Consider the following 11166-nt stretch of genomic DNA (forward strand, 5'->3'; position numbering starts at 1 on the left):
TCGACACGCCCGGGCTGCGCGGGGTCGGGCTGTGGGACGCCGAGAGCGGGGTCGGGCAGGTGTTCTCGGAGATCGAGGAACTGGCCGAGCGGTGCCGGTTCCACGACTGCGCCCACGGCAGCGAACCCGGCTGCGCGGTGCTGGCCGCCATCGACTCCGGTGAACTGCCCGAGCGGCGGCTGGAGAGCTACCGCAAGCTGATGCGCGAGAACCAGTGGATCGTCGCCAAGACCGACGCGCGGGTGCGTGCGGAGATCAAGCGGGACTGGAAGCGCAAGGGCGCGCAGGGCCGCGCGGCGATGGAGGCGAAGCGGGGCCGGTGGAGCTGACGCGGCCGTGATCGTCCGCCCGCCGTGGGGGCGGCTCGGGCCACCCGTGGGTCCCTCAGCGTAGTGTCCGATTTCCGCCAGCGGCACCCTCGCCGCCGGCGGACACTGGACAGCGTGATGAACGAGGACACCAGGTACGAGGCGGTGCGCAGCCGGGACGGCCGGTTCGACGGCGAGTTCTTCTTCGCCGTCGAGACGACCGGGATCTACTGCCGTCCCAGCTGCCCGGCCGTGACCCCGAAGCGGCACAACGTGCGGTACTTCACCACGGCCGCCGCCGCCCAGGGCGCGGGATTCCGGGCCTGCCGCCGGTGCCGGCCCGACGCGGTGCCCGGCTCCGCCGAGTGGAACGTGCGGGCGGACGTCGTCGGGAGGGCCATGCGGCTGATCGGCGACGGTGTGATCGACCGGGAGGGCGTCGCGGGGCTCGCCACGCGGCTCGGCTACAGCGCGCGGCAGGTGCAGCGACAGCTCACCGCCGAGCTCGGTGCCGGGCCCGTGGCCCTCGCCCGGGCGCAGCGGGCGCACACCGCGCGTGTCCTGCTGCAGTCCACCGGCCTGCCGGTCACCCAGGTCGCGTTCGCGGCCGGGTTCGCCAGTGTGCGGCAGTTCAACGACACCGTCCGCACCGTCTACGCGGCGACCCCGAGCGAGCTGCGGGCCGCCGCACCCCGGACACGGCACCGCCGGACCGCCGCGCCCACCGCCGGGATCCCGCTGCGGCTCGCCCACCGGGGCCCCTACCAGGCCGGTCCGGTCTTCGACCTGCTCCAGCGCGAGGCCGTGCCGGGCGTCGAGGAGGTGCGGGGCGCACCGGGCGGGCGGACCTACCGGCGCACCCTGCGCCTGCCCTACGGCACCGGGATCGTCGCGGTCGACGAGCGGCCCGGCGTGCCGCAGGCCGCGTCCGGTGCGCACCCCGGCGGCTGGCTGGAGGCCCGGCTGCACCTGACCGACCCGCGGGACCTGACGACGGCCGTGCAGCGGCTGCGGCGGCTGTTCGACCTGGACGCCGACCCGTACGCCGTCGACGAACGCCTCGGCGCGGATCCGCGGCTCGCACCACTGGTCGCGGCCCGCCCCGGACTGCGTTCGCCGGGCGCCGCGGACCCCGAGGAGGCCGCGGTACGGGCGCTGCTGGGACGGGAGGACGCGGCGGAACTGGTAGAGCGCTACGGAAAGGCGCTGGACGCCCCCTGCGGCACCCTCACCCACCTGTTCCCCGAGCCGGCCGTCCTCTCCGGCGCCGAGCCGGCGGGACCGCTGGGCGCCCTGGCCGCCGCCCTCGCCGACGGCGCCGTACGGCTGGATCCGGGCGCCGACCGGGACGAGGCGCACCGTGCGCTGCTCGCCCTGCCCGGCCTGGACACCGTCACGGTCGCCGTCATCCGCACCCGCGCCCTCGGCGACCCCGACGTGGCCCCGCCCGGCGTGGCCGCCTCCGACAGCTGGCGCCCCTGGCGCTCCTACGCCGTACGACACCTGCTCACCGCAGGGGAGTTGGACATCCGATGACCATGAACATGCCCATGCCGGCCGACCTGAACACGACGACGTACTGGACCCGGCTCGACAGCCCGCTCGGCCCGCTGCTCCTCACCGCGGACGAGACCGGCGCCCTCACCTCCTTGTCCGTGCCCGGCCAGAAGGGCGGCCGCACGGTCGAGGAGACCTGGCGGCACGACCCCGGGCCGTTCCGCGACGCCAAGGAACAGCTGCGGGCCTACTTCGCCGGTGAACTCAAGGAGTTCGCGCTTTTGTTGCGGACGCACGGCACCGCGTTCCGGGAACGGGTCTGGGCCGCCCTCGACACCGTTCCCTACGGGGCGACCACGACGTACGGCGAGATCGCCGCCAGGGTCGGCGCCTCGCGGGCCGCCGTGCGGGCCGTCGGCGGCGCGATCGGCGCCAACCCCCTCCTGGTGGTGCGCCCCTGCCACCGGGTGATCGGCGCGGACGGCTCCCTGACCGGTTACGCGGGCGGCCTGGAGCGGAAGGTACGGCTGCTCACCCTGGAGGGCGCGCTGCACGGTGGTCCTGAAGCAGTTCCAGCGTGCGCAGCGCCAGATGGTCGCGGACACGCCGCACACAGGCACTCCACTGACGCGTGAGCCCCGGCCGCGCCTCCAGCCGGTCCCAGATCTCGCCCAGCCCCGGCGGGGTGTCCGTGCCCGGCATCCACAGATGGAGCAACTGGTCGATCACCACCCGCAGTTCACCATGGTCGGCATCGCCCCGCCGGGTGCCGCAGGCCGAGTCGACGACGGCGGGCACGGTCGTCAGTAGCCAGTCGTGCAGCGCCACGTCCTCGCACAGCGCGGCCAGTTGCTCGGGCGTCGCCTGCGCCGTCCGGGCGATCGTCAGCCGGAGGGTGCGCAGCTCGCGGTCGGCCAGGGTGAATGCGCCCCGGAAGCCCTCGCGGTCCACCACGGCGGACCAGCGCAGCCGGGTGCGCCGCGGGTGGAACGGGGGACGGTGGTCGAGGAGCCGCGCTGCTCTGAGCCGCGCGACCTGCGCCTCGCTCACCGCGCCCGGGTCCAGGCTCTCCGGGTCACGGCTGCTGAGAAACCGCGTCGCGACGTCCGCGGCGGTGCCACGGCCCGTGAGTTCGACGACGCCCGGGCACTCGAGGTAGTGGCTCCAGGGCAGCCGGCGGTCGCCGCCTGCGATGAGCACACCACGGGTCGAGCCCTGTACCACCCGCCCGCCCACCACACAGGCGCGCGCGGCCAGGGTGCCGATCGCGCGGACGCGGCCGCCGGACCGCGTGACCAGGGGGCAGTCGACGCCGTAGAGGGTGTCGGGTGACACGGCCCGCGGGACGGGGCGTTCCCGGGTTCGCACCCGCTCGCCGGGCACGAGGTCCAGTAGCTCGGCCACCGCGTCCGCCTCCAGCGGGAGCCGGTTCATCAGCAGTCCGGTACGGACCTCGCCCACCATGACCAGCGTCGCGCCGTCGTCGCTCGCCCCGGTCATGGCCCGCCGCCCTCGGTGCCGGTGGCGGTGAAGGCGTACAGGATGCGCTCGGTCAGCCGGGACGGAACCGCGAGGCCCTCCTTCTCGCTGCGCTCGGCGACCTGGCGCAGCGCGACGGGATCGGCGGCCGTGTGGTCGAGGATCACCCGGACGGCGTGCTCGACCGGCAGGAAGCGGGTGTCCAGGACCGAGAAGGTGCGGTACGCCCAGAACGGCGTCGCCTGCGGGTTGAGCCGCACCACGGGGGGCAGCAGGTCCCAGCGGTCGGGGAACGCGTCCTCCTCCCAGGACTCCGGCGGTAGGACGACCTCGCCTCGGTCCCGCAGCAGGCCGAGCCGCAGCATCTGCCACACGGCGGCGAGGAACGGGCACGACCACAGCCGCCTTCCGTCACGCTCGGTGGACCACAGCTGTGCGTCGACGAAGACGGAGTGCCGGCGCGCACCGAGCTCCAGCGGTGGCTCCCAGGCGGTGGCGGTCGACATGGCCTGCGGGGCGACGTCGGAGCGCGAGCGCACGCCGTTGCAGAGCCAGCCGGACTCCGCCGCCGGGGGCCGTGTGCCGGAGGCGGTGCCGACGGGCGGCTCCTCCACCAGCCGGGCGAGCAGCAGCGGGGCCACCCGGGCGCCGTTCGCCTCGGCACAGGCGGATTCGCGGGCCAGGTAGTCGATGCGCAGCCCGGCCTTGGCGGCGGCGCGTACCACCATCGGGATCACTTCCGCGGGCGAGGAGAACGGGGTGAAGTAGTCGTCGACCAGGAAGCACGTGCTGATGCGCCGCCGGGGCCCGGCCAGGGAACGGGCCGTGGCGGCCCACGGCGCGACCTGGGCGAAGTGGGCGCGCAGCCGGTCGGGACCGGCCGTGAAGTCCTCCATGTACAGGTGCCCCAGCTCGACCGACAGATGGGAGTAGGGGACGGCCCGGGTGCGCAGATCGGCCGACGACTCGCGGTAGACCCAGTCGGCGGCCGGCCCCACGGCCGCGTCCTCCCCGTGGGCCGTCACAGCGTCTCCCACCTGCTCTCGTCCGTCAGCCCGTCCGCGAGGTCCTGGAACGCCTCGGCCGTCTCCCGGTTGGCGATCTGCGGCATCAGGACGTCCTCGTCGGTGATGAGCTGCTCCCTCCACTGCAGGACGGGGTCCAGCGGCACGGTGCCCAGCGTGACCGTGCGGCCCAGGCCCAGCTTGCCGGACCTGCGGGTGAGTTCGGCGTCGCAGGCCTTCAGCCACTCCTTCTGCTCCGGCCGCAGACCGTGGCCGGCGGCCGGGAAGCCGGTGTCCTGCTCGGGGAGGTCGATGCCGGGCACGGCGGCCCGCACGTACCGGACGCGCCCCTCCAGCGCGTCCTGCTCGTGCCCCCAGTGGGCGCCGATCTGCAGGATGCCCCGTTCGTCGCGCACGAGGGCGGCGGTGGCCTCGAGGTGCTGACGGGTCCAGCGGTGGAAGACCAGCCAGCGGGTGACCACGTCGCGCAACTCCGGCCGGGCGGTGGTGCGCAGCGCGATGTCGATGGCGTACGAGCGGCCCGCGCTGAGGTCCACGAGGGTCACGGCGAACTCCTCCTCCAGGGCCAGGAACAGGTTTGCGCACCGCCGTGTCACGGCCTCGTCGGCCGGGAACTCGCCGCCACCGACGTCACCGGGCACGAGGCACAGCCGGCCGGCGCCCCGGAGGGAACCGCGCAGCGCCTCGCGTTCGGACAGGGACCACACGTCCAGCCGGACCGGCTCCGCCGTGCGGCCCTGGAGGTAGGAGTGCACGCCGCCGCCCGGGTGCGCACGGACCGCGGAGCCGAGCTCGAAGACGGTCGCGGCGGTCGGGGAACCGAAGTCGAAGTCGACATAGGCGACGTTGTCCCCGGTCAGGGCGCGGCGGTAGGCGATGTTGGCGCAGGTGACGGAACGGCCGGTGCCGCCCTTGTCGGACGTGGCGAAGACGATCACCGGCGTCAGCCCCCCCTTGACGCCCGGTTTCGGGCGAGCGCGAGACCGTCGAGCTCCCGCAGGACCTCGGCGGCGAGGGCGGCCGCGACACCGGGGCGGGAGTCGATGACGTCCCGGGCCCGGTTCAGGGCCGCGTCGACACGGACGAACAGGGGGTCGGGCGAGCCGGGCTCGACGGGACGGCTCATCAGCTCCTGCGCGAAGAGATGCTCCGCCTCGCGCAGCAACTCGCCCGCCGTCTCGCTGAGCAGGGGGCTGCGCGCGGGCGTCCTGCCGACCATGGTCGCCGCGACGACCAGGACCTCCATGACCCGTTCCGTCAGGTACCAGGAAGGCTTGGCGGGCTGCGGGTCCGGCCGCCCGTACGCCGCGCCCGGCACGTCCCACAGGTCGGCCGCCGGCCCCCGGTTCAGCCGCCGCCCCCACAGGTGGTCGGCCAGCTCGTCCGCCACCGACAGCAGCCGGTCGCGCTGGCGCAGGTCGGGGGTGAGGCCGGCGACCTGGAGCACGCGCTTGAGGAGCATGGGGGCGTAGTCGGACACCAGCCGCCCGAGGGCGGGGCCGCCGCGCTCGCTGCCCGGCAGTGCCAGCAGCTCGCCGGGAACGTGGAGCTCCGCCGTGCGCCCGCGCGCGGAGGGGCGCCGGGTGATGCCGCCGCGGGCGGCCAGTTCTACCAGGACGTCTGCCAGCGGCGTCAGGTCGTCGACGGGCGCGACGTCGTCCAGGTCGTGCCGGCGCATCAGATTGTGCACGACGACGGAGGCCACCTGCAGGGTGGCGTACTCGGATTCCTCGGACTCCGCCGTACGCCACGGCATGTCCTGGAGCGGCCAGCGCGCGCCGCCGAATCGGGCCAGTGACGTCCAGTAACCCTGTGCCAGCTCCCAGCGCCGCTGCAACTCGTGGGCGAGTCCATGCTGTTCCGGGCTGAGCAGCCCCCGCAAGAGGGTCTGCCGGGAGAAGAGGTCGACGATGCCGTCCATGGCCGTCACGGTGAAGTACAGGGACGGCACCGGGTCGGCGACGTTCGGCGGCTGGTCGTCGTCGGCCCGCACCGGCCCCCACGACCAGCCGCACTGGAACAGCAGCGCTTCGTCGGCGAGACGCGGCGCGACGGACGCCGGCAGCGGAAGGCCACGCAACCCGGCCCGCACCGGCCCCAGTTCGCCGGCCAGTTGGTCCAGCAGGACGCCCGGGGGCTGGCGCTTCTGGGTGAGGGTGCGCACCAGAGTCTCCCCCTTCGCGGAGTCGGCCGGGAACACGTCCACGCAGAAGCTCGCCAGAAGCCCTCGCATGGCGTGCGTCAGCCTGCGGTCCAGCGCGGCCTCGGTCTCCCGGAGCGAGGCGGTCAGCCGCGCGCCCCGGACGTGTGCGGCGAAACTCTTCACGAAGGCCAGCGCGGACAGTGAGAACGTCACCGCCATGGAGAACGCCTCCACGGTCTCCAGGCGCGCCTGTTCGGGGGAGGGCTCGGCCCCGCGCTCCAGGGGGCGCAGACAGCCGCCGGCGGGGAACACCGGCCGGCCGTCCTGCGCGGAGTAGGTGTCCAGATAGCGGCCGATGATCTCGGCGAGGGCGGTGGGCGCCGTCTCCCAGCCGCCGAGCGGGGCGAGCGCCTCGTGGACGTCCCGCTCCGTGGCGTCGGGCTCGGAGAACCCGAGGCCCTTGACCTTGAACGCGGGGTAGAGCAGGCAGATGAGCTGCTCGGCGTCGCTGATGGAACCCGAGCCGTCACACCCGGGGTTGACCCAGCCGCCCTCCCGGAGGGAGCAGCGCACGGTCGCACCCCAGATCTCGAGCAACCCGCGACGAGGCTGAATGATCACGGACGTGGCCTCCCACCACTGCTACTTGACGTGACCGTGGACGAGAATCATGCCGCTGTAGCCGTCCCGCAACGGCTGGGAGCCCACGTCGACGCGGTGGAACTCCAGGCCGTTGCCCAGTCCCCACATCTCCTCCCGCACGTCGGCCACGTCGATCCCGAGTGCCGGGAAGGCACGGCCGCCCACCTCGTAGCCCTGCGAGTTCTCCATGAACGTCATGGCGAACGGCGCGCCCGGCTTCAGCAGGGCGCAGAACCTGCCGAGCGAGGTGGTGAATTCCTCGCGGAAGGTGGTGATCGACTCCGCGACGAAGAACATGGTGCCGACGTCCCACTTCTCCTCCGTGACGGACTCGAGGATGTCCCATTTCCGTACGGTGGCGCGCCTGCGCAGCCGGTCGCGCGGCTCGACGATCGCACGGTATGTGTCCTGCTCGGCCAGCACCCGCCAAAAGGCATCCCAGTTCGCGGAGAAGCGGTTTATTTGACGGAACAGCCAGTCGCGGTTCGCCCCCGAGAATTCCAGCAGACTTATGTCCTGGCAGAAGGGGAGCATCGCGAGGGCGGGATAGAGATTCGTTCCGGTGCCGACGTCGACGCCCCGCGCTTCCGGGTCGAACGACTGGCTGCACAGGAAGTCCCGTACGACGTTGAGGATATGACGGTCCTCGTCGTGCAACTCGGCGTAATTGTGCTCCAGGTAGTCCTCCGAGTCGAATGCATCCCAGTCGTACGCAGCGTTCCCTGCCATGCGTCTCCCCGGAGCGTGGCCGGCCTGGAAGGTCAGAGTACTACCAACTCCCTTGATCTGGTGCTACTTTACGGGAACCGTACGGCCCTCTCGCGAGAAGGATCAAGCCTTTGCCCTCAGGTACCTCGGCCAGCGGGCAAGATCAGTTCCGGAACCCCGAAGAAGTGGATCTTCCCGGTCTGTACCAGCTCGACCACGAGGCATTCGGAGACATCGAGGGTTACCCCTATTTCGTCCTCAGGCAGCTCTTCGACATCCATCGCCGTGATTTCCTCCTGCTCGAGCGCGACGGCATTCTGCGCGGTTATGCCCTGGCGGTCCACAGCCCGGGCGACGTGCATGCCTCGTTGCTCGCGCTCGGCGTCCGGCCTGAATTCCAGCGACATGGACACGGACTGGCTCTTCTGGACGCCGCCGTGCACCATGCGAAGGATGCCGGAGCCCGCCGCATGGATCTGGTGGTGCGGCCGGACAACGTATCCGCCCGCCGCCTCTACAAGAGGTACGGATTCCGCGTCGGTGGTTTCCTCGCGGACCACTACGGACCCGGACGCGACCGTATTCACATGAGTTTCGTCATCGACTGACAGCCAGGGCACCGGACGGCGCGCCGGCCGGGCGGACCGAACCCCCGGGACACGGCGACAGTGCGATTCGGGGGAGACGGGGGAGACGAGGCGATGCCGAGAAGAAGCGGAGCCGGGGACGTCGGCAGCTGGGCCAGTGGCGAGGCACGGGCCTGGCTCATCCTGGCCCTGGGCGTGGTCACCACGGGATTCGGCGTCGCGTTCGCCGCCGCGGCGGCGGACGACCACGGACGGATCTCGCTGCCCAATCAGGAGATCTCCGGAGTGCTCACCGCCCTCGGCGGTGGGATCGTCGGCGCCGTCGTCAGCATCATGGTCGCCAGGGCCTCCGACCGCGAGACGCTCCAGCACATGACCGAGGTGCTGGAGGACTCCCTCACCAGCACCCTGAGGTCGCACAACGAGCGGCTCGCTCCGGTGCGGCAGCTGTGGCACCACTACTACGTGACCAAACTGCGCGGTCAGTACGTCTGGCGCTACGAGCGCTACCCGCTCCACCTGAGCGCCCACGTCGGGTCCCTGGCCGTGGAGATAGACGTCCAGTCGGACAGCGGCCACACGCACAAGTACCTCGTGGAGGCCTTCGTCCGGCACGAGCGGCTGACCATCGTCAGCCACAAGGCCGGTGAGGAGGTTAACGTCTTCGAGGAGGTCTACCCGCAGTTCGACGGCGAGCTCTCCGAGTACTTCGGACTCGGCGTGGTCCGAACCTGGGACGCCACCAACATCGTCACCAAGGCGATCCTCAGCCGCCTTCCCCTGGTGTCCGGGACGGAGGGCACCCTGCCCGAGGGGGACTTCGCCGAGCTGGACAGAATCTGGGAACTGGGCTTCAAACGACTGAACGAGGTGCTGCCGGACTGCGCATGAGCCCGCACTCAGCGGGCCGGCCGGTCCCGGGACACCCAGCCGCGCTCGTAGGCGTGCCAGCCCAGTTGCAGCCGGGTGGTCACCCCGGTGAGCTCCATCAGCCGCTTCACCCGGCGCTGCACGGTGCGCAGACCCAGATCCAGCTGCTTGGCGACGCTGGCGTCGGTCAGGCCGGCCAGGAGAAGGGACAGCACCTCAAGGTCGGTGGCGTCGGGGCCGTCCGGGTGTTCCTCCGTGACGCCCGAGGCGCCGAGCCGCAGCGGCAGCGCGTCCCGCCACACCGACTCGAACAGACCGCAGAGCAGCTCCAGCAGCCCGCTGGCGTGCACGACGAGCGCGGCGGGCTCCGCGATGTGGGAGGTGAGCGGCACCATGGCGAGCGCCCGGTCGGCGACCACCAGCTTGGTCGGCACCTCGTCCACGACCCGGACCTGTTCGTCGCGGCCGAGCGCGGCCGTCAGCTGCGCGATGCCGTCCGGCAGGTCCAGCACCTCGCGCTCGACCACGACCCGGTAGCGCACGCCGCGTCCGGCGGCCTGCTCCTCGGCGTCGTTCTCCATCCCGGACACGACGACCGGGTTGCCGGTGACCAGCGCGCACACCTCCTCCGTGGCACCGAGTTGCAGCTGAAGGAAGCGCTGCGCGACCGCCGAGGCGCCGGTGACCACCTCGATCAGGTCGTGCACGGCGGGCTCGGACGCCGCCGCCCGGTACTCCTCGGCGAGCAGCGTGGCGGCCAGTTCCGCCTTCTCCAGTTCGTGCCGCTGCTGGGTGAGGAGCGCGCCGAGCGCCACCGCGGGCGGCGCGGCGACCCAGCGGCCGGGCCGGGCCGAGGACTGGGCCGCCAGTCCGTGCCGCTCCAGGCGTCGCAGGGCTCGCTCGGTGTCGTGCTCACCGAGCATCAGCCGCCGCGCGAGATCGGGCACATCGGCCGCACCCACGGACACCAGGGCCCGGTACGCCGACTCGTGCCTCTCGTCCAGACCTATCGCTGCCAGCATCAGCTGCCGTCCCTCCCTTTCCAGACCCTCCGGCACACGGACCGGCGGCGCGTGTCGTCGGTGGCGGAAAACAGCCACGGCGCAAACCCGCCTCCCAACATCATCGCCGTACCCCCGGTCACCCTGACAAGGTGGCGTCACCGAAGCACCCGTCAGCGTCCCGGTGCCCGGCCCGGATGGCGTGGCCTGCGCGGATACGAGCGGTGTCCGGCGGGCCGACGCGGCAAGGCCGCGGCCGGGAGGGGAGGGCCGAGGCCGGACGGGGCGGGTACAGCCTGGTCCCGGCCCTGCGGCCCGTACTGGCTGGGCGTCCCCGAACGGCGGTGTTTCGGCCGTCCAGAACGTGACCCGGACCCGGGTCACCCTGGCGTCGCCGGGCGGTTCTCCCGTGGGGGGTGGGACCGCCCGGCGGCTTTGTTGCCGCACCTGCGTTCCGCATGCGTGTTCGAGGTGTCGCCCGGCGGGCCGTTCGGGGCCCGGCACCGACCGGATTTTCCGGTTGCCCCGTTTTCATCGGGCCTGTGCGGTGGACAATTGGCGGCATGAGTCAGCAGGGGGGTAGGCCCACCGGACGCGAGGACGACTGGTGGGGGCAGTTGTACGACGACTCCACGGGGGACACGGGCCCCACGGCCGCGGCGGATTCCCTCGACGACCGCTTCGCCTCGGCGGCCGGAACACTGGGACGGACACCGGGCGCCGCACGAACCGGCGGAACGCCCCCGCAGGACCGGCCGGGCAAGGAAGCCGGCGACCGGACCGGGCACCGGGCCGAGGACCGGCTCCCGCCCGAGGACCGGACCGAGGACGATCTCACCCCGGAGGGCCGGATCGGCGACTGGCTCAGCCCCGAGGAGTGGACCGAGGACGATCTCACCCCGGAGG

10 protein-coding genes and 2 pseudogenes are annotated in these 11166 nt (G+C 72.6%); 6 read left to right on the top strand and 6 right to left on the bottom strand.

The genetic code is table 11. The features are described 5' to 3' along the window. The 3 genes and pseudogenes from BZY54_RS25580 to BZY54_RS25590 all read left to right on the top strand — a co-directional run. Window positions 1–329: pseudogene (locus BZY54_RS25580) on the top strand (ribosome small subunit-dependent GTPase A); the annotation flags it as partial. Window positions 330–446: 117 nt separating this feature from the next. Beyond that, the gene (locus BZY54_RS25585; RefSeq protein WP_208640759.1) at window positions 447–1844 is read left to right on the top strand and encodes a DNA-3-methyladenine glycosylase 2 family protein; all 1398 of its coding nucleotides are present in this window, start codon (window positions 447–449) and stop codon (window positions 1842–1844) included. After that, window positions 1841–2440: a methylated-DNA--[protein]-cysteine S-methyltransferase gene (locus tag BZY54_RS25590; protein ID WP_279634705.1), complete on the top strand. Its 600-nt coding sequence runs from the start codon at window positions 1841–1843 to the stop codon at window positions 2438–2440. Before BZY54_RS25585 ends, BZY54_RS25590 begins: the two co-directional genes overlap by 4 nt. Here the strand turns inward: BZY54_RS25590 and BZY54_RS50360 are convergent. The 5 genes from BZY54_RS50360 to BZY54_RS25615 are packed head-to-tail and all read right to left on the bottom strand — an operon-like array spanning window position 2337 to window position 7823. Then, window positions 2337–3305, bottom strand: coding sequence for an SCO2521 family protein (locus tag BZY54_RS50360; protein WP_143668118.1), 969 nt, complete (start codon window positions 3303–3305; stop codon window positions 2337–2339). The genes BZY54_RS25590 and BZY54_RS50360 overlap by 104 nt on opposite strands. Beyond that, entirely contained in the window at window positions 3302–4309 is a 1008-nt protein-coding gene (locus BZY54_RS25600) for an SCO2522 family protein (RefSeq protein WP_244217324.1), read from the bottom strand. The genes BZY54_RS50360 and BZY54_RS25600 overlap by 4 nt, the downstream gene beginning before the upstream one ends. After that, complete coding sequence (locus BZY54_RS25605) at window positions 4306–5247, bottom strand: SCO2523 family variant P-loop protein (protein ID WP_086727683.1); 942 nt, start codon at window positions 5245–5247, stop codon at window positions 4306–4308. The genes BZY54_RS25600 and BZY54_RS25605 overlap by 4 nt, the downstream gene beginning before the upstream one ends. 5 nt (window positions 5248–5252) lie before the next feature. Next, the gene (locus BZY54_RS25610; RefSeq protein ID WP_143668119.1) at window positions 5253–7073 is read right to left on the bottom strand and encodes an SCO2524 family protein; all 1821 of its coding nucleotides are present in this window, start codon (window positions 7071–7073) and stop codon (window positions 5253–5255) included. A 21-nt stretch (window positions 7074–7094) separates the two neighbouring features. Next, window positions 7095–7823, bottom strand: coding sequence for an SCO2525 family SAM-dependent methyltransferase (locus tag BZY54_RS25615; RefSeq protein ID WP_086727685.1), 729 nt, complete (start codon window positions 7821–7823; stop codon window positions 7095–7097). A gap of 110 nt (window positions 7824–7933) precedes the next feature. Here BZY54_RS25615 and BZY54_RS25620 point away from each other — a divergent pair, with 110 nt between their 5' ends. Continuing rightward, entirely contained in the window at window positions 7934–8410 is a 477-nt protein-coding gene (locus tag BZY54_RS25620; RefSeq protein ID WP_158103916.1) for a GNAT family N-acetyltransferase, read from the top strand. Between the two features lie 93 nt (window positions 8411–8503). Continuing rightward, the gene (locus BZY54_RS25625; protein WP_086727687.1) at window positions 8504–9280 is read left to right on the top strand and encodes a YtxH domain-containing protein; all 777 of its coding nucleotides are present in this window, start codon (window positions 8504–8506) and stop codon (window positions 9278–9280) included. Between the two features lie 8 nt (window positions 9281–9288). Here BZY54_RS25625 and BZY54_RS25630 read toward each other — a convergent pair whose 3' ends face one another. Further along, window positions 9289–10281 carry a helix-turn-helix transcriptional regulator gene (locus BZY54_RS25630; protein WP_086727688.1) on the bottom strand — a complete coding sequence of 331 codons (993 nt, stop codon included), beginning with the start codon at window positions 10279–10281 and terminating at the stop codon, window positions 9289–9291. 542 nt (window positions 10282–10823) lie between these two features. Here BZY54_RS25630 and BZY54_RS25635 point away from each other — a divergent pair. Continuing rightward, a pseudogene (locus tag BZY54_RS25635) lies at window positions 10824–11166 on the top strand (protein phosphatase 2C domain-containing protein); the annotation flags it as partial.

This window comes from Streptomyces carpinensis (assembly GCF_002154505.1).
Classification (GTDB): Bacteria; Actinomycetota; Actinomycetes; order Streptomycetales; family Streptomycetaceae; genus Streptomyces; species Streptomyces carpinensis.

Bases quoted from the DNA above. Each gene is read 5' to 3' on its own strand.
- BZY54_RS25585 (WP_208640759.1), top strand. From the start codon at position 447: ATGAACGAGGACACCAGGTACGAGGCGGTGCGCAGCCGGGACGGCCGG.
- BZY54_RS25590 (WP_279634705.1), top strand. From the start codon at position 1,841: ATGACCATGAACATGCCCATGCCGGCCGACCTGAACACGACGACGTAC.
- BZY54_RS50360 (WP_143668118.1), bottom strand. From the start codon at position 3,305: ATGACCGGGGCGAGCGACGACGGCGCGACGCTGGTCATGGTGGGCGAG.
- BZY54_RS25615 (WP_086727685.1), bottom strand. From the start codon at position 7,823: ATGGCAGGGAACGCTGCGTACGACTGGGATGCATTCGACTCGGAGGAC.
- BZY54_RS25625 (WP_086727687.1), top strand. From the start codon at position 8,504: ATGCCGAGAAGAAGCGGAGCCGGGGACGTCGGCAGCTGGGCCAGTGGC.
- BZY54_RS25630 (WP_086727688.1), bottom strand. From the start codon at position 10,281: ATGCTGGCAGCGATAGGTCTGGACGAGAGGCACGAGTCGGCGTACCGG.